The sequence below is a fragment of the Pedobacter sp. WC2501 genome, assembly GCF_052682415.1.
Genome location: NZ_JBQZFI010000001.1, coordinates 3,122,948 through 3,143,701 on the forward strand (window position 1 = coordinate 3,122,948; position 20,754 = coordinate 3,143,701).

16 protein-coding genes and 1 pseudogene are annotated in these 20,754 nt (G+C 38.4%); 16 read left to right on the plus strand and 1 reads right to left on the minus strand.

Annotated features, from left to right (window positions below; all coding sequences use genetic code 11):
- Positions 1 to 237: 237 nt before the first annotated feature.
- The 10 genes and pseudogenes from ACUN24_RS13405 (at position 238) to ACUN24_RS13450 (ending at position 14,899) form a co-directional block, all read left to right on the plus strand.
- Positions 238 to 1,740 (plus strand): TlpA family protein disulfide reductase, encoded by a 1,503-nt coding sequence (locus tag ACUN24_RS13405; RefSeq protein ID WP_445562931.1) that lies wholly within the window; start codon positions 238 to 240, stop codon positions 1,738 to 1,740.
- A gap of 443 nt (positions 1,741 to 2,183) precedes the next feature.
- Positions 2,184 to 2,327, plus strand: a complete 144-nt coding sequence (locus tag ACUN24_RS13410) for a hypothetical protein (RefSeq protein WP_445562932.1) — start codon at positions 2,184 to 2,186, stop codon at positions 2,325 to 2,327.
- Between the two features lie 861 nt (positions 2,328 to 3,188).
- Positions 3,189 to 4,226: a hypothetical protein gene (locus ACUN24_RS13415; protein WP_445562933.1), complete on the plus strand. Its 1,038-nt coding sequence runs from the start codon at positions 3,189 to 3,191 to the stop codon at positions 4,224 to 4,226.
- Positions 4,227 to 4,385: 159 nt separating this feature from the next.
- Complete coding sequence (locus tag ACUN24_RS13420) at positions 4,386 to 7,412, plus strand: hypothetical protein (protein WP_445562934.1); 3,027 nt, start codon at positions 4,386 to 4,388, stop codon at positions 7,410 to 7,412.
- A 6-nt stretch (positions 7,413 to 7,418) separates the two neighbouring features.
- The gene (locus tag ACUN24_RS13425) at positions 7,419 to 10,886 is read left to right on the plus strand and encodes a DUF6443 domain-containing protein (RefSeq protein WP_445562935.1); all 3,468 of its coding nucleotides are present in this window, start codon (positions 7,419 to 7,421) and stop codon (positions 10,884 to 10,886) included.
- Positions 10,886 to 11,578, plus strand: a complete 693-nt coding sequence (locus tag ACUN24_RS13430; RefSeq protein ID WP_445562936.1) for a HEAT repeat domain-containing protein — start codon at positions 10,886 to 10,888, stop codon at positions 11,576 to 11,578. Before ACUN24_RS13425 ends, ACUN24_RS13430 begins: the two co-directional genes overlap by 1 nt.
- Positions 11,579 to 11,904: 326 nt before the next feature.
- A complete protein-coding gene (locus tag ACUN24_RS13435) occupies positions 11,905 to 13,245 on the plus strand; it encodes an RHS repeat-associated core domain-containing protein (RefSeq protein ID WP_445562937.1) in 1,341 nt (446 codons plus the stop codon).
- A 1-nt stretch (position 13,246) separates the two neighbouring features.
- Positions 13,247 to 13,762 carry a hypothetical protein gene (locus tag ACUN24_RS13440; protein WP_445562938.1) on the plus strand — a complete coding sequence of 172 codons (516 nt, stop codon included), beginning with the start codon at positions 13,247 to 13,249 and terminating at the stop codon, positions 13,760 to 13,762.
- 15 nt (positions 13,763 to 13,777) lie between these two features.
- Positions 13,778 to 14,551, plus strand: a pseudogene (locus tag ACUN24_RS13445) (RHS repeat domain-containing protein); the annotation flags it as partial.
- Between the two features lie 6 nt (positions 14,552 to 14,557).
- Complete coding sequence (locus ACUN24_RS13450; RefSeq protein WP_445562939.1) at positions 14,558 to 14,899, plus strand: hypothetical protein; 342 nt, start codon at positions 14,558 to 14,560, stop codon at positions 14,897 to 14,899.
- Positions 14,900 to 14,979: 80 nt separating this feature from the next.
- Here ACUN24_RS13450 and ACUN24_RS13455 read toward each other — a convergent pair whose 3' ends face one another.
- Complete coding sequence (locus ACUN24_RS13455) at positions 14,980 to 15,297, minus strand: hypothetical protein (RefSeq protein ID WP_445562940.1); 318 nt, start codon at positions 15,295 to 15,297, stop codon at positions 14,980 to 14,982.
- A 483-nt stretch (positions 15,298 to 15,780) separates the two neighbouring features.
- On the opposite strand from ACUN24_RS13455, the gene ACUN24_RS13460 reads away from it, so the two are divergent.
- From ACUN24_RS13460 to ACUN24_RS13485, 6 genes are read left to right on the plus strand one after another with little or no spacing between them, the layout of a single operon-like run.
- Positions 15,781 to 16,620, plus strand: coding sequence for a LytR/AlgR family response regulator transcription factor (locus ACUN24_RS13460; RefSeq protein ID WP_445562941.1), 840 nt, complete (start codon positions 15,781 to 15,783; stop codon positions 16,618 to 16,620).
- Positions 16,621 to 16,622: 2 nt separating this feature from the next.
- Entirely contained in the window at positions 16,623 to 17,567 is a 945-nt protein-coding gene (locus tag ACUN24_RS13465; protein WP_445562942.1) for a hypothetical protein, read from the plus strand.
- Position 17,568: 1 nt separating this feature from the next.
- Positions 17,569 to 18,060, plus strand: coding sequence for a hypothetical protein (locus ACUN24_RS13470; protein ID WP_445562943.1), 492 nt, complete (start codon positions 17,569 to 17,571; stop codon positions 18,058 to 18,060).
- Complete coding sequence (locus tag ACUN24_RS13475; RefSeq protein ID WP_445562944.1) at positions 18,057 to 18,677, plus strand: toxin-antitoxin system YwqK family antitoxin; 621 nt, start codon at positions 18,057 to 18,059, stop codon at positions 18,675 to 18,677. The genes ACUN24_RS13470 and ACUN24_RS13475 overlap by 4 nt, the downstream gene beginning before the upstream one ends.
- A gap of 3 nt (positions 18,678 to 18,680) precedes the next feature.
- Positions 18,681 to 19,466: a hypothetical protein gene (locus ACUN24_RS13480; RefSeq protein ID WP_445562945.1), complete on the plus strand. Its 786-nt coding sequence runs from the start codon at positions 18,681 to 18,683 to the stop codon at positions 19,464 to 19,466.
- A complete protein-coding gene (locus tag ACUN24_RS13485) occupies positions 19,466 to 20,410 on the plus strand; it encodes a hypothetical protein (RefSeq protein ID WP_445562946.1) in 945 nt (314 codons plus the stop codon). Before ACUN24_RS13480 ends, ACUN24_RS13485 begins: the two co-directional genes overlap by 1 nt.
- Positions 20,411 to 20,754 lie beyond the last annotated feature (344 nt).

Genomic DNA, 20,754 nt, shown 5'->3' on the forward strand with positions numbered 1-20,754 from the left:
GATAATACGGGTGTAGTTCAAAGAGGATGCTGTATTTCATATCAGTCCTCTGAATTTTTTTTGCGCTAGCTCAGGTACTAGTTGCTGGCCTGCGTAATAACAGATTAAAAGTCAAGATTGCGAACTTATCCGCAGACTTAGTATTAATAAATAATAACTTCCAGCATATTTGCGAAAATCTGCTGAAACCAATTCAAAATCACGATGTACAAAGTATTTAAATCAAATCTATTTTACATGTTCAGCTTATTGTTTTTGCTGTTATGCAAACAATCTGTAAGTAAGATAGTTGATGTGCCAAAATTAGCCTTTGGCAAAGCGAAATTAATTGGAAGGTTAAGGGTGCCTGACGGAGTAAATATAGACAGTGCATTCGTGAAAATCACCGTTTCGCATCCAATTTCGGGTGAGTTTGTCAAATATAAAGCGCTTGTCGACCGGTCAGGCAATTTTTCTATTGATGCTGATGTTGAAACAGCAGTTTCTTACATACATTTTTCCACAAGTCTAAATCCCGGGAAACCCCTATTTATCAAATTGAAATGCGCAGCTAATACCCACCTTGATATTGCTTATAATTCAGATTTAGATATTGAGAATATTACTGTTGAGCCCAGTATGGATCAAAATGATATGACCCGATATTATGGTCTCATTCGCAAAATGATTGAATATTCACCTACCAGAAAAAGGGAACCACTTTATGATAAAGGTACCGGGGATTTCTTGGAATATGCCAGATCTCTCTTGTCAGAAATATTAACAGTTGTAAAAAATGATACCTTGATATCAAAAGAATTAAAAAGTATGTTGAATAATGACTTTCGCCTATTTTTTTATAAAGGGGCAGTATTTGATTATGACAAAGCGATGATGGCTAACTATAGTATAACTAATGGTGGTAAAGAAAAAAAGCTTGTTATCAAAGAGGTTGATCGATCATATTACCGTTTTTTGAAGGAATTAAAGCTGAATGACCCCCAATACCTTTATACTTCTACATTCCTTGAATTTCAAAAACAAATTCTCTTGAATAAAACTCTGGCTGTTCCCCAAATAGGAGAAACAGATATCTCCAACTGGTTGTCAAAAACAAAAATTATTTTATCCGATTTAGTTGGTTTTAGAGATGGCTTATACTATGATATTTTAGCAGCGAATGCTTACGGTAGACAGCTGACCGAAGAATTAAGGCCTTTAAGTGAAATACAGAAAAAAAATATTTTGAAATATTGGGGGAACAAAGAAATCGCGAAAATCCTATTTCGAAAAAACAAAGAGGTTGTGGAACTGGATAAATTCAAATCCCCAGCAGTTATAAACGATGCATCTCAAATTGCAGAAGATAGGATTATAGAAAGTATTGTCTCCAAACACAAAGGTAAAGTTATTTTGATCGACCTTTGGGCTACTTGGTGTGGACCTTGTTTGGAAGCAATGCAACGGTTCAGAACCACAAAAAATGAATTTCACGATAAAAATGTTGTGTTTGTATACTTAACAAACAGTTCGTCTCCCCGAAATCTGTGGGAAGAGAAAGTTAAAGGCATAGGTAACCAACATTACTATTTGAATGATGCTCAATGGACCTACGTTATGACATTCTTCGGTTTTCAGGCAATTCCATCATATTTACTATTCAACAAAGAAGGGGTACTCGTCAAAAAAATTACAGCTTTCCCAGAAAATGAATATGTAAAAAAGATGATTGATGAGCAACTAGATAGACCTAATAATTGACGTAACGTTCTCTCTACCCTAACTGGTCTTAGCATCTCGCTAAGACCGTATGTAACTTATATAACAAATCTTCTACTTTTCTTATCGTATCGATAGTATTCCGACAGTGGTCGATGCCCCTAAAACAAAAAAAATAATTTTTAGCATAAAGAGATATTTATTGTAATGTTTTGCGTTCCTTCTAATTTTAACATCTTGTAAAAACTATTCGTCAAATTTTGATTTTAAATCATTTAACAATACTCCTGCTAAAAAACTTTCGGTAAATGGTAAAATTAGGGCTCATGAAGTCAAAGTAGAAACTGCGAACTGGCCGGATTATGTCTTTGACGAGAATTATAAGATTTTAGGATTACAAGAGCTGGATGCCTACATCAAAGCGAATAAACATTTGCCGGAGATGCCTTCGGCGAAAGAGGTGGAAGAAAATGGCATTGCATTAGGTGAAACGAATAAATTATTGCTTAAAAAAGGTAGAAAAACTTACACTTTACCTGATTGAACAGAATAAAAAAATAACAGCTCAAAACCAGAAAATTGAAGCATTGGATCGTAAAATCAGGAAACAAACCAAAACCAAAGAGTAGTAGTTAAATTTAAATTGACACTTATCATCTTATTTGCTTACAGCAATGGCATTTGCACAAAACAATAACTTTCCAGCTTACGGCAATGTGGGAACAGGTTTTTTGGTATGCTCTCCAATAATAAAGACAAGTGCCTTCAAATTTCAACGCGGTGGCACAGTCCAATCATCCCTGGCGATCTGGATAACTTTGGTAAAGGTTGAATAATATACACCGTTAAACTGTCGCTTACTTTTTCCAGCCCCTATTCATCGTTGATCATGTACATGGCTAACTAATTACAATTATTAAAAGACAACGAATTATTGATATATTAAGTTTGGTCACAAAAACTGGTATGTTCATGTAATTTTTTTGTTTATTTTTTCAAAAATGGTATTTTTATGCTTCTAAATAATTTTTTAGTAAAATCTAATTAACAACTAAACATGTACAGATATGTCTCTCAAAAATTTCACAACTTTTTCCGTCTATTCCAGTTTTATTCCCTATCAGTAACTTGTAAACAGGAATAATATTTTGCGGATCTTTTAGTTACCCAGTCCAAACCGATCAATAAAAGTACAGAAGCTTTAAGTTGTCCAAATAGAACTGGATTTAACAAGTTTTTGTATCATTTACCGATTGATCGGCTTACTGCCGGTTCGTCCAGATTTAAACTAAAATGATTTGTTCAATTCTGCACATATCAGGGTACCTATGTTGTCGATTATTGCCGGTATTCGCGGAGCCGCTAATCTCTTAACTGAATAACTTAAGGGGGGGAAAGCCGAAACTCAAGATGCATGTGTCAGATGCTAAAAGGCAAACATAACCTGATCTATTATCTAAAAGATTACCGTTAATTTCAGATTAAATGAAATGAAAAAAAATATTATAATCCTATTTTTCTTGCCACCATTTTTATTAAAGGCTCAATATGGTAAAGAAGTTGAGGCTATCGGCTCGCAACAACTTTTCGTGTTTTTAGGAAGTTTACCTCCCAGTAATGGCACTAATCTTCAAAAAATGAAGGTAGAAATCCTGGGTTGTGCATGGGAATCATATCAGACTGGCGAAACAGTTTTTTACATTTTAAACCGGAGTGAGTTAATGATAACCAGATTTACCAGCGAAGGCTTATTCCATCAATATTCGCTTCATTCTTATAATAATCAAAATGGCAATATCGATTTTTACCTGATTACAGATAGTTGGACGGCTATGGCAGCAAAGTCTTGTATGTTGATCGGTGGTGCAACCCAATTGATTACGAACACGGTGATCGAGGTACTCCCATCTGGTCTGGTTGAAATTGCACCTTTAAATATCCGTCCGGTCCAAACAAGTGACCATGACGGGAATATGGCAACTCCAGACGGCAATTATAAATTATCAGTAAATGGAAAAATCCGTATTATAGAGGTAAGAGTGGATGCCATCAATTGGCCGGATTATGTTTTTCAGGAAGGCTATGATGTTGGAATGTTGAAAGGATTGGAAAGCTACATTAAAACAAATAAGCGCCTGCCCGAAATGCCTTCTGCAAAAGAAATTGAAGCAAATGGATTAGGTGTTGGTGAAATGCTGAAGCTACAACAAAAAAAAATAGAAGAGCTGACCCTGCATCTTATCGAAAAAGATAAACAGCTGCAAAATGAAGCCTCAATGACAAGATCCAGCAAGTACAAGATAAAGGAATTGAAAAATGGATACCTTGAGTTGGAGCTTCTTGTAAAACAAGAAAAAGTAGAATCGATCAATTGGCCAGATTATGTTTCTAAGGAAGGTTACAATGTTGGAGCGTTGAAGGATTGGAAAGTTATATTAACGCTAATCAACATCTGCCGGGAATACCGTCCGCTAAAGCAGTCGAAGGCATGGAATAGAACTGGGAGAGATGAACAACCGTTATGGTAGATGAAAAGTGATTTTTTTATTGCATAATTAGCATTGCATCTGGGAGATAACGTTCATCATTTTCTGGGAGCCTTCCATAGAGTAAGATTTAGGTATTCAAAACACTTATAATTTCACAGCTTTAATTTTAAATAATATATGAAAAAAAGTTTTCTTTTTTTGTTTTGGCTTTGTGCCTCGCAAGTCTGTTTCGCCCAGCAGCCCAATTATGTTAGTCCCTCTCCGCAGGCAGCGACATTTCTTAAATACCGGGACTATCCGGTAGACTTGAGTACAGGCTTAGTCGACATTACCGTACCACTATTAAGTCTGGACCTTAAATCTTATCAGATTCCTATCAAAGCAAGATTTCATGCTTCTGGACGAAAGGTTGATATGAGTTACTCCGAACTGGGGATGAACTGGAAGCTCGAGGCTTTTGGAATGATTACCCGTGAGGTAAGAGGAGTCTCAGATTGGGTGCTTGGAAACTGGAGTAATAGTGATATGGATTACAGTGGCGATTATTACAAGACATTATCCAGTGATGTAAATGAAAATGATCGGTACCAAAAGTTAACGAGAAGGTTAGGGCTGGAAGGGGCAAACGGACAGCCGGTAACAGATGCCGAATATGATATTTTTACAGCCTCATTCAATGGGATTTCTTCTTCATTTATTATGAGAAATAATGAAGCGGTGTTTTTAGATTATTTTCCTTATAAAGTGAGGTTTTCTGGTGGTGTGTTTATCCTGACTGATGACAGCGGAATACAATATTCCTTTGGCAGTATTGTTGAAAATAGTGTTACTTATGGTTCAGAAATAAGCTTCAATAATAGTCAGATTGCCGGGAGCATGAGCTGGTACATTGCTAAAGTGCTAACACCTTCCCAAGATTATGTAAGATTTAGATACAGTCAGGTTGCCAGCGATGGACTTTTTTTGGGCGGTAATATTTCATATGGCACGAGGGCAACCTTAGGAGATTCGCCTGCATTATTTACCAGTAGCCAAGGGGAGGATTATATGAATATTTACGGTCAGGCATTTAATTTTTCTCTTATGAATACCAGCCAAAATGAAAGTCAAAGTATTGCATATGTTACCGAAATTGAATCTCCGATAGGAAGTATAGCTTTTTCATACAATACCCCTAACTACTCACTCAATGAGATACAGATGCGGTCCTCAGAGAATACTGTGCTTAAGAAAATCAAGTTTTATTACCAGAATGTAATGAACCTGTCGTTTCCCTTGCCTAACAATCAGAATACAACGCTCAAAGAGGTTAGGTTCATGGATGCCAATTCCCAGAATCCATATGCTTATACCATGGATTACTATGAAGGCACCATTCCAGCTCAAAGTATAAGCGAGTACTGTTATGGACGAGATTATTGGGGCTATGCGAATTATAACACAAATTGGAACATTATTCCTATAGATCAGGTTGTAGAACGCTTGGGGCTCTATTACAATACGAATTATAACCGCCAGATAGGACAGTCGTCCCGTCGAAACCCTGATTTTTCAGCTAAGCAAATTGGTATGCTTAAAAAGCTGACTTATCCAACTGGCGGTTATTCTGAGTTTGTATATGAATCTAACCGTTATCGGGCTCCCGGAACATACACGTCAGAGGAAGGTCCCGGATTGAGGATTTCTCAGGTAAAGCACGTAAGTGCCACTAATACGATAAATAAACTCTATAAATATGGTGATAATGAAGATGGCAAAGGAACTTTACTGAGAAAACCCTCTCTATTAGATTTCCAATCCTCACAACTAGTAAGTGATATTCCAGCTTTGAATGGTGCTGGCTTTGGACAAGGTTCGACATCGTATACTTTCCAGCACGGCTTTCGTTACCGTTTCCGTGAGTTCTATTCTGATCCAGTGGGGTCAATTCGGCAAGCATATAATATACCTGTATATTATAACAACGTAACAGAATACCAACAGGATGAGCTAGGTAATAATCTGGGTAAAACTACTTATTATTTTGTTGTTCCATCATTTAATGTGGAACGTACGGAGTTTTACGATAGCAATTCGGGCGATCAGTATGACCTTAGTCGTTTTGTTCCGACCTATTTTTCTAAACCTTATCTGATGATTTCGAATATATATAGTTTGACTAATAATACTTATAAGCTGTTAAAAAATACGGTTAATATGTATAGTTTGAAAAAGATAAGTGAATTTCCACAAGTAGCATATTATCGCCGACACAGGATAATCAGTCATGTATCTAACGGTTCTGAAAATTATGACGAGGTGTTTGCGGAAACAAAATTGCCTTATGATTATGCACATTATGGTTCAGACTTTGGATTTCCCTGGAATACAATTGCGATTAGGGATTATAAGCTAATTTCTGCAACTATGGTGCAGGATAGTATTATTGAGACGGATTACAGCTCTAATGGTATGATTTCAAAGAGTACTTCTTACCTTTATGAAAGTTCATACACAAATAAGCCATCTACGATAAGTGAAAGAGATAGTAAAAATAACTATAACGTTACTAAGATCTTCTATCCGGATGATATTTCAAATACCCAATCCCTTTCAGGAGGTGCCATTAGTGCCGGAGAACTTCAGGCACTTGAACAAATGAAAAAGACAACAGGCAATTTTGCTAGTGTGCCTATTCAAACAGAAAGCTATTCATCATCTTCAATTCTCAAAGATTTGAACCGGTCTCATTTTAAGCTGGTCTCGGGAATACCATCATTATATCAAAAGAGTGATAAAAAGAGAATCAATGAAGCATTGAGCACAGGGTATGAGATTATGTTGTTTGATAACAAAGGTAATCCTTTGCAGGTGAGAGGTAAACAACAAGATCTCAAGAGCTATATCTGGGGTTATAATGGACAATTTCCCATTGCTGTTATACAGAATGCTACTTATGATGAAGTTCTAAATATTCTTGGTCAGAATACAATTAATAGCTTAAATGATGTTAACGTGAGTGACCAAACTATTCATAGCGCAATAAATAATTTACGCAATCACTCTGGGATGAGCCAAGCCATGGTCATAGGTTATACTTATAGACCCTTAGTTGGAATAACAAGTATGACAGATCCTAAAGGTATGCTTACTGTCTACGAGTATGATGCCTTCCAACGTTTAAAGGCTGTAAAAGACCAGAACGGCAATATCCTTAAACAAACCGACTATCACTATAAAAACTAACGCTCTATGAAACAACATCTAAAATATTTTTGTGCGGCAGCATTGCTGTTGTTCTGCAGCCGCTCTTCTGCCCAAAAGGTAGTCTCGGTTTATAACGGCGAAAGCGAGATCAGTGCGCCATTGAGCGTAACACTGACCGATGGTTTCCATACCACTGGTCCTGTGCGCATTTTTACCACGGGCTTAAGCTACGTAAACTGCGTACCTTTTGTATCGGCGGCGAGCAGTAGCCAGAACTACATCAGTACAAGGGTATTCAAACAGCCAGGCATGGACCCGAACAATCTTTCGGGCCGCAGCACTTGTGAGGTAAACGAAACGATCCAGTACTTTGATGGCCTCGGGAGGCCTTTGCAGACCGTTCAGGTCCAGGGCAGTCCTGGTTTTAAGGATCTTGTACAGCCGGTTGCTTATGATGCCTTTGGACGCGAACAATTCAAATATCAACCTTATGCGGCACAGACCGGGACCACGGGTAATTACCGTTCAGGTGCCCTTGCCGACCAGCTGGCGTTTTACAACAGCCCTACATCAGGGGTAAAAGCCACGGCCTATCCCTTTGCAGAAACCATGTTTGAGGCATCGCCATTGAACCGCGTACAACAGCAGGGCGCACCGGGCGAATCCTGGCAAATCAGCGGAGGGCATACCCTAAAAACCGATTATGGTACCAATATACAGAACGAAGTAAAGCTTTGGACGATCAACAATAGCGACAACGGAGCATCGTCAGGGGTTTACCTGCCGGGCAAACTGTACAAGACGATCAGTAAGGATGAGAACTGGAAACTTACAGACATTAAAGCGGGTACGACAGAAGAATTCAAAGACTTTGAGGGACGTGTAGTATTGAAGCGTATCTGGGAAACCGACGGTAAAAGTTTATCCACTTACTATGTGTACGACGATCTGGGTAACTTGCGTTATGTATTGCCCCCGGCAGTAAACGAAAACGGGCAGGCCGCATTAAGCAGTTTCGACGAAACGCTAGCTGTTTTCGACCAGTTTATCTATGGCTACCATTATGATGGCCGCAGGAGGTTGATCGAGAAGAAGCTCCCGGGTAAGGGCTGGGAGGAAGTGATCTACAACCCAATAGATCAGGTTGTTTTTACCCAGGATGCGGTACAGCGGGGTGGGGCGACCAGGAGCTTCATCAAGTATGATGCACTGGGCCGGATAGTGATGACGGGTATAGAGATCGGCCATCATGGAACTCGTGCCGAAGTGCAGGGCACGGTTAACACCCTTGTCCCATATTGGGAGACCCGGGACAATACAGCGGCAAATTACCATGGGTATAATAATCTGAGCTGTCCATCATTCGTTCCCAACCTTCAGCCCCATGTGGTAAATTATTACGACGACTACAACATTCCGGGCATTCCTGACAACCAAAGCAGCAGTTACAGCAATAAGACCAAAGGGCTGCTTACGGCGAGCAAAACGCTTGTACTTGGAACGGCGGATACCTTTTTATGGACGGTGAACTATTATGATGAAGAAGGGCGGATAGTGAGGAGCTGGCAGCAGCATTATAAGGGCGGTGTGGTATCGGCCAGCGGTTATGACCAGAATACCTTTACCTACAACTTTAGCGGTGAACTTACTGCGAATGTCCGTACGCATACGGCAGGTAGTTCAACTACAACGATAGCCAACCGATATGAATATGACCATATGGGGCGTAAAATTGCCAGTTTTGAGAACATCAACAACCAGGGCGAGGTGGCATTGAACCACCTGGAATACAACGAGATCGGGCAACTGGCCAAAAAGAACCTGCATAACGATACCCAGGCTACTACTTTTGCCTATAACGAGCGTGGCTGGATGAAAAACAGTATATCCGATCAGTTCAGTATGAAGCTTGATTACGAAGACGGTGCTGCACAGGGTTATAATGGCAACATCACCAAACAGTACTGGGACTGGGGCAATACAGCTAATCCAACGGCAAACATCTTCAACTATGGTTATGATAAACTGAACCGATTGGGATCGGCTGCTACCACAGCAGGTGTTTCGATGAGCGAAGCATTAACCTATGATATAATGGGCAATATTGCGAGCCTCAGCCGTGATGGTGCGGTAGCCAAAGTATATAACTATTACAATTCGGGGAACAGCAACAGGTTGCAGAGCGTAAGCGGGCTGACTACACAAAACTATGAATACGATGCCAATGGCAATGCTATAAAAGATGGATTGAGCGGGATCAGTTTGACCTATAACTACCTTAACCTCCCGGCAACGGCAGTACGTACCACAGGTACAGCTATTAACCTGTCATACACTTATGATGCTACAGGTAACAAACTGGCTAAAAATAGTAGTGGTACGGTAAGGAATTATATTAACGGGATAGAATATAAGCCAGATGGTACCACTATTGATATTATCCATACCGAAGAAGGCATTGCGAGGAATAGTGGGGGTACATACAGTTATGAATACAATTTAAGCGACCATTTGGGCAATGTGAGAGCTACTTTTAAGCTAAGTCCTTTGCCACCATATGGACTGGAAGTAATTCAGCGTGATGATTACTATGCCTTTGGGTTAAGGAAAACAGGATCTCCAAATTCGAATACAAATAAGTATCTTTACAATGGCAAGGAGTTGCAGGAGGAGCTGGGAGCTTATGATTACGGCGCTAGGTTCTATGACCCGGTAATAGGGCGGTGGAATGTGGTGGATCCGTTGGCGGAGAATATGAGGCGGTATTCCCCTTACACTTTTGTGTTCAACAATCCGATAAGGTTTGTTGATCCCGACGGAATGGAAGGTACAGATTGGGTGATGGGTAAGAATAAGAAGCCTTACTGGGACGAGAAAGCCACTTCTCAAGAAACAACAAAAGCAGGCGAAACATATCTAGGTAAATCAGTTCAATATGAAACTAAAGAAGGATATGGTGTAAGCTTAAACCCAGATAAAACTTGGAATTACCAACTCGCAGATCTAAGTGACAAAACTCCTGAAGGCTCAAAATGGAGCACATTTCAAAGTAGCCTAACAGCGATGCTACCAGCACTTAAAACCGCTGAAGTGGGTGCGGAAATTGGTGCAGCATTTGCTTCTGGTGGTATTGCGGGTGGCGAGATTGGCGGTAGTTATCTTTTAGGGCAGGCAGCTAGAAGAGTTGATTTTTTAGGCAAACTAGCATTAACAGAAGCAAGAGCCTTAGGTGTGGCTGGAGAAACTGCTGTAGGCATTACTGGTGGAAAAACTGCGATTGAAGTTGCTGGAAGAACACGAATTCCAGATAGGCTTGGAAATGGACTTTTGGAAGAAGTGAAAAATGTTAGATACCAGAGCTTTACTAGACAACTAAGAGATTTTTATCAATATTCACAAGATCAAAGTTTAAGAATGATTTTGCATACACGTTCAAGCACTACGTTGTCTAAACCATTACAGGCCTTAGTTGATCAAGGAAAAATAATACAGCAATTTATACCAGGATTATAATGGACTATTTACAACAATTACAAGCCCGTTGGGATGATTTAAGAGGTAGGCCAAATACTAAAGAAGAGATTGAGGAAGTCTTGAAACTTGGCAAACTAATCGAAATTGAACGAGCAAAAGAGTTTGGAGAGTTATTTTTAGAACTTGGAGAGTTAGGTTTGCATGCTGACTCGATTTGGGATTTAGTAAATATGAAGGGTCGATATCCTGATGGAGTTGTTGATCTTTTGTTAAGATATTTGCCATTTGATTATTATGATCGAAATAAAGAAGGAATTATTAGAGCTTTGACGGTGAAAGAGGCTCGGGGTAAAGCTTGTCTCTCATTGATCTCAGAATATGAAAAAACGCCTAAAGAAAAAAGTAATTTAAGATGGGTTATAGGAAATGCCATTGCGACGACCATGACGTTAAAAGAAGTGGACTGGGTTTATTCTACAGTTGTTGATAAAACCAACGGAAGTAGCAGGGGCATGTTAGTTTTGGCTTTGGGTACTGTTAAAACTGAAAAATCTGAAAATATTTTGATTGACTTGTTAGATGATGATGAAGTTGCACCTCAGGCTTTAGCAGCGCTAGGTAAGTTAAAGTCTAGAAAGGCAAAGAACAAAATAATTCAGATGAGAGAAAGTAAAAACTCTTTGATTAGACTGGAAGCGACTAAGGCATTAAGGAGGATAGATAAGTTTTAACAGCCCACTTTTTGGTCCTAATGCCAAAATGTAACTTACATAGCAAAGCCCGGCAGTTTAAAAACTGTTGGGCTTTGTTATTTCTTTAGGAGTTCGAGTTTGATTAGCCTTGCTTTAATGGCTCCGTAAGTTCTGGAGTGCAGTTTGGCAAGCTGGGTAATCTTCATGCCCCCATCTAGTCTTAGCGTCTCGCTAAGACGGACGGACTTACGTAACAAAGCCCGGCAGTTTAAAAATTACTAGGCTTTGTTATTTCTGTAGGAGTTCGATTAGCCTAGCTTAATGGCCCCACCATCTTCAACTATGGTTATGATAAACTGAACCGCTTGGGAACAGCAGCCACGGTGGCTGGGGTATCTATGGGTGAAGCATTAACATACGATGTGATGGGCAATATTGCCAGCCTCAGCCGTGATGGTGCGGTAGCCAAAGTATATAACTATTACAATTCGGGGAACAGCAACAGGTTGCAGAGCGTAAGTGGGCTGACTACACAAAACTATGAATACGATGCCAATGGCAATGCTACAAAAGATGGATTGAGCGGAACCAGTTTGACCTATAACTACCTTAACCTGCCGGCAACCGCGGTGCGTACCACAGGTACAGCTGTTAACCTGTCATACACTTATGATGCTACAGGTAACAAACTGGCCAGGAACAGCAGTGGTACGGTCAGGAACTATGTTGATGGGATAGAATATAAGCCAGATGGTACTATTATTGATATTATCCATACCGAAGAAGGCATTGCAAGGAATAGTGGCGGTACATACAGTTATGAATATAACCTTAGCGACCATTTGGGCAATGTAAGGGCTACTTTTAAGCTAAGTCCTTTGCCACCATATGGACTGGAAGTAATTCAACGTGATGATTACTATGCCTTTGGTTTAAGGGAAACAGGATCTCCAAATTCGAATACAAATAAGTATCTTTACAATGGCAAGGAGTTGCAGGAAGAGCTGGGGCAGTACGATTACGGCGCAAGGTTCTATGATCCGGTTATTGGAAGGTGGAATGTTATTGACCCGTTGGCGGAGAAAATGAGAAGGCACTCACCATACAACTATGGGTTTAATAATCCAATAAGGTTCATTGATCCTGATGGGATGGCTCCGTATGATGATTATAGTGTTGGAATAAGAGGTGAAATTGAATTAATAAGAAAAACTGATGATAATTTCGACGTCCTATATGCCAAAAATGAAAAAGGAGTTATTGATAAAAATAAATCTATAGAAGTAGAAAAAGGAATATTAGATAATTTAGAAACTGGTACTTATGGTAAATCAAAAAAAGAATATCAGTACATGACAGTCAAAGGCGATGAAAAAGCAACGGATATATTTGAATTTCTTGCCAAAAATACGATTGCTGAATGGAGTCAAACTAAATTTGGCGACGAATCAAATTACATTGCAACTTCGCACAGTACAATTGAAGAGGGTGGTGGAACAAATCTTTCTTCTAAAATTCTAAATTCTGGGAGGAAATTAAAAGAGCATATACATAGTCATCCATTTACAGAAAAATTTGAGCCCTCCGATGCTGATAAATCAGTGTCTAAGTGGCTGAAATCTTACTCTTCCGAAATTAAAACAAGGATTTTTGATAGAACGAGAAAAAAATATATCGAATACAATCAAAATGGAAAAATAGAATAGTATGAAAGGTGTTTTAATTAGTTTTTTAATCCTGTTATTTAATTTTGGTGTTAGAGCTCAGACTAATAACTCCTTTTTGATGTCAAGATTGAACTCCAATAATGTTAGGATTGAATGCATATTAAATAAGCTAAATCAATTGGTTGATGAAGGAGATGGGAAATCTGAAAAAACCTTTGTCATTAGGTCGAAAAAAATTAATGATTATTATGAATTAAGATTTTCAGTCCTGCATAAGAATGATTTCGATTGGTTTCTTCTTGATAAAAAAGATAAATTGCAAGGATATTTCTTATTTAAAAAGTTAAATGTCTTAGTTTTTGGAGATATTAATAATCTATTCAAAGTATCTGACAATTATAAAACTTTTAGTTTTATAAGGCTCAAGATAAACCAGGATGAAGCGGTTGATGATAGAGAGCCCCCAATAAATTTTGAACCATTAGTTTGGATATATATTGTAAAAAACAAAAAAATAAAATTTCTTGATAAAGGAAGGTACTATCTGTTAAAATAGCAGCTAGATTACGGCGCTAGGTTCTATGACCCGGTAATAGGGCGGTGGAATGTGGTGGATCCGTTGGCGGAAGGAAGAGCTGAGATGACGCCTTACCACTTCGTTAGCAATAATCCTATCAATAGGATAGATCCAGACGGGAGATGGGATTGGTATCAATCTGCAGATAATACAACTGTAAAATGGTTTGATGGAGATGGGTATCAAGAAGGTTATAGCCATATTGGATCAAAAGGAGCTGTAATTAGTGGGAATGGGGCTGTTAATTTAAACGATGATGGGTCGGCAACTAATGCTCAAACTGGAGAGTTTGCTACTTCCTCCACAAGTGGGCAAACAAAAATTGAAGCCAATCAAGAAGCTTCATCCATACGCTCTATGAATTCAATGGGACAAGATTTAGCTATGTCAAGCATGAAATCTGTTGGGATGAGAGTCCTTGGAGAAATTGTTAATGCTTTATATCCAGCTGACAATCGCTACGATGCACCTAAAATTAAATTTCCAGAAAAGAATAATGAAATTGAAAAGCCACAAGGATGGATAACAGAGCCAACTAAAAAAGGTAATGGTACTATAACAAGAGATCCAAATAGTGAACATAATTCAATAAGAGAAATGCCTGGAAATCCAAATAGTATTAATCCTGCACAGCACAAACCTTATGTAATTTACAGGAAGGAAGGTGTAAGTTATGATGCATTGGGTAGACCGGTAGATACTAGGGATCCAGCTGCACATATTCCAAGAAATATATTTGATATTACTAAAATGCCTAAATTCGAATAATAAAAAATGAAAAAGGTCTTAGAAGATATATTTAATGATATTTTAGAAATATCGGATATAAATATGCAGAAAAAAATGTGGCTGAATGAAAATAATGACACTGGCTTAATATCATCTTACGTTGAATTAATGAATAGATTATTTGATGATAATAATTTTAATTATTTGATAGAAAATGAGGCGATTGCTTTAGGTTTAGAACCTAAACTCATTTTTGCTCTTAAAATGCTTAAAGATGCTTTAGATAGTTATGTTGAAAAAGAGACTGATCAGGAAATTATAACAGATCCTAAATGGATTGAAATTTCGAAGCAAGCAAAATCAATCATTAAAATGTGGCATAGCTAGCCCCATCTAGTCTTAGCTTCTCGCTAAGACAAACGTAACTTACATAGCAAAGCCTGGCAGTTTAAAACTGTTGGGCTTTGTTATTTCTGTAGGAGCTGGAGTTTAATTAGCCTTGCTTTAATTGCTCCATAGGTACGGGAGTGTAGTTTGGCGAGCTGGGTAATCTTGATACTTTTGCTGAAACGTTCTGCCAGCAATTCATCTTCTTCTTCACCCCATGCTAAACCCTGTTTACCTTTTTCGGCGAGGGCTTCGAGTTCGTTAAGTGCAAAGAAAAGCGCCCAGATGATTTCGGGCTGGTTGTACGGGCTGTCAGCAGGGAATACTTCTCCGGTTATGGGGTCGGTGCCGGCGGCCAGAGCCTGCAGAATTTCCAGATGTCTGTTGTTATCCTGCATAGGCTTTACCCGTTTTGGCACACAGATGATTGCGTTAGCAAGGAAAAAGAGTTTTCAATATCAAACCTAACATAAATAAAATAATGAGGAAAGACGAATGGAGATATTTTAAGCGGAGTGTCCTAGCTTATTAGATTGCTTTTGTAGTATAATACTTGCTTTTTTAAGTGTTTTTGATGTTTTTATTTTTCGAGCCAACCCGAATTTTAATTGTATTTGCCTAAATAAGACTAAGTAACGCATGATTGTTTTTTTTGTTTGCTGTTTTTTTTGCAATTAATATTTTTTTGAGGATATTAGACATGGTTAAATAGCAAAAAAATGTACTCGTCTATTGTTAATGCTTCTCTCAAATATTCTGCTTTGCAGGTATTATCCCATCCCAGGATTCATAAACAAACCAGTCGGTTTCTGCTGTAATCAGTAATAAATTCTATGCCTGGTAAGCGGCATGGCAATATAATATTTAGACTTAATGCATTTATGATCAGCTGCTACGTAATCGGTGAACTGCATACTGTAGAATCTTTATGTCTACACATAAACGACGATCCACTTACTCAATTAAAGGGGGATGCGGTGCAGCAGCCGGAAAGCTTCGATGCAGTATATTCCATCAGGCCAGATATTGTTTTTGTTGATGTTGCATTTTTACATGGTAGCAATAACTGGTTGGAGCGGATTAAACAGTTTTCTTCAATTGTGTTGATATCAGAAAATACGGAAATGGCTTTCGAAGCCTTTGAGCATGGGGCATTTGATTACCTGATCAGGCCGGTTACCTTTAACCGTTTTGTTAAAAACATCCATAAATTCTATCACCTCACACAACTGGCCTATTCGTTAGATGGCCCCCAAAAGCAACAAGTTATAAATTCTTTTTTTATCAAAGCAGATTCAAAAGGTCTGAAAGAATTCCTGATCAAGTGCGATGAGCTTGTCTATATCCAGGCCATGCAGAATTATGTTGTCCTACACATGGAAAACGACCAGCGTTTTTCATGCCATAACTCCATGAAAGAAATGGAAGATAGTTTACCATCGAATGGTTTTAGCCGGATACATCGATCTTACATCATTAACGACGAAAAAATCACCTCAATAGAAGGAAATATGGTAATACTTCGTGGCGATGAGCGCAATAAACTGCTGATCGGAAATACTTACCGTAAAACTTTTTTTGAAAAGAAAGCTCAGAAAATGATCAGAAAAAAATCCGAAATCCAGATCTTTTCTTATTCCAGGTTAGCCTCGGTGTTGATTACCTTTGCTGGATTATTATTAAAAATACAAACCATTGCTGAACTCAATATACAGCTTTAGATATGAAAAAATATATTAACCTATTACCAGTTGCAGTTTTGCTTTTATTTGCAGGTTGTAGCGAATTTATAGAACCATCTATAGAAAACAGAACAATTGATGTGCTGGCACCTGCTAATCGTTTAGAAACCACGAATTACCAGCAAACCTTTTGGTGGAACCCAATGTCGGATGCGCTTTTTTATAGGTTGCAGGTAGTATCTCCTAAATTTGACAGTGTAAGCAAACTGATTTTGGACACCTTAATCACGAAAGAAAAATTTATGTATACACTTGATCCTGGAAAATACGAATGGCGTGTAAGAGGAGAAAATGGCAGTAGTGCCAGCAATTATACCACTCGCTCGCTGGAAATTTTCCCCTCCAGCCTTAAAGAGCAAAGTGTTCAGCTTACTGTCCCATCGGGTGCAGGATATTTTTCAAAACCAGATATCAGGTTTGAATGGCTTAAACTTTTTGGTGCTGCTGTTTATAGGTTACAGGTAGATAACAATAATTTTCTCGATGAAAATAACATGACGCTTAACGTTACAACAGATAACCTGGGCTTTTTACAAACACTTACCCGGGAAGGAACTTATCAATTCCGTGTAAGGGCAGAAAATAGCACCGAGAATTCGAAATGGAGTACAATAGGAAACTTTACCTATGATGCTACGGGTCCTGAACGGGTGGTGTTAAGTACCCCGCTGAATAAGCAAACCGTATCGCGGCCCGTAAGGCTAACCTGGAACAAGATTGCTGATGCAGAACGGTATGAGATATCGGTATATCAAAGTGATGAACAAACTCCATATAGTAAGAGTTATCCACAGATTTTAACTTCGACCGAACACGTATTTGATGCAGGTAATGTTGGTGAAACAATTGCCTGGAGAGTAAGGGCTTTTGATAAAGCAGGAAACGCGGGTGCCTATAGTGAGATCAGGTCTTTTACCTTACAATAAGATGAAAAGTAAAAAAATGACTTATCTGTTGATTTGTTGTGTTGCCGGCGTATGGGGCATCATTTTTTACAGGGTTTTTGCCGGCATGACCGCAGAAGATACGGTGCAGCCTAATTCGCGGACAACCCGTGAGCCTTTTTTTAATATGGTAGATCATGCAAAAGACAATGTGATATTAGAAATGGGATATAACGATCCTTTTGCTTTAGGAGGCTCTGAACCAGAACAGGTTAAGGTATCAACAAATGTTCAGGCACTGCCACCAATGCCGGTTCCTATTAAACCTCAGGTAAACTGGTCGGGTATTATTTATAGCGGGCAGATTTATAACCGCATAGAAAAAAGACATGTAGCCATTATCAGTGTAAACGGTAAAGAAGTGATGCTCAGTGAAGGCGAACGGGCAAATGGTTTAAAATTTATAAAACGTATTGGCGATTCTATAAAAGTAGAATACCAAAACGCCACAAAATATTTATCAATAGTTAAATGAAATTTATTTATATCACAATGCTTCAGTTATGTGTACTGTTTTTGCAGGCGGACGCACAAAGTATGAAATCTTACTTTAGTGTGGATAATTACAGCCATACGGTTAACTACGATCATTATAAAGCAGTTTTTTATGTACAACGCCCCGAAATTGGTTTAGGGAATATCAAATCGGACCGGAAATATGCCTGGTATAGTGGCAACCAGATCTGTTACACCCAGGGTGGTTATAGTGGTAAATTGCTTAATGGTGATTACAATGAATTTTATGACACCAAAGGCCTTAAAACCCAGGGTATTTTTGAAATGGGCCTGAAATCAGGTAGGTGGAAAAGCTGGGGTGAAGATGGGATACTGGATTCGATAGTGAATTATTCGTCTGGAAAGCCAAATGGTAGATTTGAAAAATATGATCAGGAAGGTGTTTTGCTGGAAAGAGGAAAGTATCATGATGGTCAGTTGAATGGAAAACTTGAAAAACGTATCAATGCCGATAGCATTCAGGTAATCCGTTACAAAAAAGGGAAAGTGATGGCTTATCAACCCAGTAAAGCAGTTAAGATTACCCGGTGGTTAAAATCCATTTTCAAAAAAGATAAGAAACCCAAAGTAAAATAAGTTATGAAATTAAAAAACATCTTTATTATCCTCTTTTTATTTACGGGCAAAATGTTGTTTGCCCAAAATACTTTTCCGGGTTCAGGAAATGTAGGTATTGGTACCACAAATCCAAAAGCTAAATTAGACTTAGTGGGAAATATGTTGCTGCAGTCGGTATTAACTAATACATCACCAAGACCTTCCTTATCTACTCAACCTTTAAGCGGCGAAATCAGAGCCTATAGCGCTGGTGGATATGCTTATGATGACGGCTTATTAAGATTGAGTGCAGGAGCTGGAACAACACCGGCAATAATGTCATACATCGATATCAGTTCCTATTCTACTGTCCCTGATATAAATCAAAATATTGTTTTTGGTACAGCTGGGGAAGAGAAAATGCGCATTGATAGAAATGGTAATATCGGTATTGGTACAGCAAATCCAACAGATATGTTAACGGTAGCCGGAAAAATCGGCGCAAGGGAAATTAAGGTTTCTACCAATGCTGGCGCTGATTTTGTGTTTGAGCCAGGCTATAAATTACCTGATTTAGCCGAAGTAGAAAGTTTTGTAAAAGCCAATAAACACCTTCCCGAAATCCCATCGGCTAAAGAAATGGTAGAAAAGGGTGTAAACTTAGGGGAACTGAATATTAAACTGTTGCAAAAGGTAGAAGAGCTAACGCTGCACCTAATTGAGAAAGAAAAACAGCTTAATACACAAAGTGGCCAGGTAACAAAGCTTGAGACAAAACTTGCTCAACAAGATAAAATCCTTCAGGAAATTCTAAAGAAACTAAAATAATGAAAAAAAACATCAAATTATCGGCCCTCCTTATATTTTGCATCCCTCCTTTAATCTCAACAGCACAAACTCAAACCAGAATTGATGCCGGCCTACAGGGAAATGCAGGCGCTGTATCGGGTTTTTTTGAAACATACCAACCTGTTAATTATCCTGCTGGGGCATATGATTGGTGGCATTTATTAGATGTACGTCACAGCAATACTAATAATAATTTTGCGATGCAGTTTGCCGGTAGTTTTTTTAATCAGGAACTATACTTTAGAAAAACCAATAATAACCCTGCACAAACATGGTCTAAAGTATTGCTAGAAACAAATGGCAATGTGGGGATAGGAACCAGTGTAAGTATCGGGGCAATTAATCCAATTCAGAAACTATCTGTTGCCGGAAATATTCTCTCCAGTGTTGGTTCAAATGAGGGCGCCTCCTTAATATTAGAGAACCCTTCTAAAAATATAAATAATGCAGGTTATCGGTGGACATTCTATAATATGACTGGACCTTATGGTAATTCATTACAGTTTTGGAATTACAATCAAGACAATTCTGTAATGGGACCTAAGTTTACCATAACCGACAACGGCAATGTATTAATTGGGAAAAACACACAGGGAAATTCAGGATATATTTTGGATGTTAACGGAAAAGCCCGTGCAAACGAAATTGTGGTAAATACTACCGGAGCAGATTTTGTTTTCGAACCTGATTACAAACTTACTGATCTTGCTGAATTGGAAGCATTTGTAAAAACCAATAAACACCTGCCAGAGATTCCTACGGCAAAAGATATGACAGAAAACGGTGTAAATTTAGGCGAACTGAATATTAAACTGTTGCAAAAGATAGAGGAGCTCACCCTGCATCTGATCAGCCTGGATAAAAAGTTCAGCGCATTGGAACTTGAAAATCGCAAACTCAAAATAGTACACAAGAAACGTTAGGCTTTGGTTTAAAATAATTACCTGATCACAAAAAAATCAATACTCTTCTGAAATAAGAAATTATTTAATATTCAACCAATAGGGAAAGAGAAGTAAAAGTAGAATTGACCAAGTGGAATGACAATGTTTTTGCCAACGGTTATCATGTTGGAAGGTTGAAAGGATTGGAAAGCTATAAACAAACATCTGCCTGTTATACCTTTTGACAAAAAAGTTGAAACAAATGATATTGAACTGGGTGAAATGAATAAAAAATATTGAAAAAAATTGAAGAGCTGACTTTACCTCTCATAGAGGGATAAGAAAATTGATGCACTTATCCAAAGGCTATAAGTTCTTAAAAA

Excerpts from the sequence above, each read along its gene's own strand:
- ACUN24_RS13460 (WP_445562941.1), top strand. The coding sequence starts at position 15,781 with ATGATCAGCTGCTACGTAATCGGTGAACTGCATACTGTAGAATCTTTA.
- ACUN24_RS13470 (WP_445562943.1), top strand. The coding sequence starts at position 17,569 with ATGAAAAGTAAAAAAATGACTTATCTGTTGATTTGTTGTGTTGCCGGC.
- ACUN24_RS13485 (WP_445562946.1), top strand. The coding sequence starts at position 19,466 with ATGAAAAAAAACATCAAATTATCGGCCCTCCTTATATTTTGCATCCCT.
- ACUN24_RS13425 (WP_445562935.1), top strand. The coding sequence starts at position 7,419 with ATGAAACAACATCTAAAATATTTTTGTGCGGCAGCATTGCTGTTGTTC.
- ACUN24_RS13430 (WP_445562936.1), top strand. The coding sequence starts at position 10,886 with ATGGACTATTTACAACAATTACAAGCCCGTTGGGATGATTTAAGAGGT.
- ACUN24_RS13440 (WP_445562938.1), top strand. The coding sequence starts at position 13,247 with ATGAAAGGTGTTTTAATTAGTTTTTTAATCCTGTTATTTAATTTTGGT.
- ACUN24_RS13475 (WP_445562944.1), top strand. The coding sequence starts at position 18,057 with ATGAAATTTATTTATATCACAATGCTTCAGTTATGTGTACTGTTTTTG.
- ACUN24_RS13450 (WP_445562939.1), top strand. The coding sequence starts at position 14,558 with ATGAAAAAGGTCTTAGAAGATATATTTAATGATATTTTAGAAATATCG.
- ACUN24_RS13415 (WP_445562933.1), top strand. The coding sequence starts at position 3,189 with ATGAAAAAAAATATTATAATCCTATTTTTCTTGCCACCATTTTTATTA.
- ACUN24_RS13465 (WP_445562942.1), top strand. The coding sequence starts at position 16,623 with ATGAAAAAATATATTAACCTATTACCAGTTGCAGTTTTGCTTTTATTT.
- ACUN24_RS13480 (WP_445562945.1), top strand. The coding sequence starts at position 18,681 with ATGAAATTAAAAAACATCTTTATTATCCTCTTTTTATTTACGGGCAAA.
- ACUN24_RS13455 (WP_445562940.1), bottom strand. The coding sequence starts at position 15,297 with ATGCAGGATAACAACAGACATCTGGAAATTCTGCAGGCTCTGGCCGCC.
- ACUN24_RS13405 (WP_445562931.1), top strand. The coding sequence starts at position 238 with ATGTTCAGCTTATTGTTTTTGCTGTTATGCAAACAATCTGTAAGTAAG.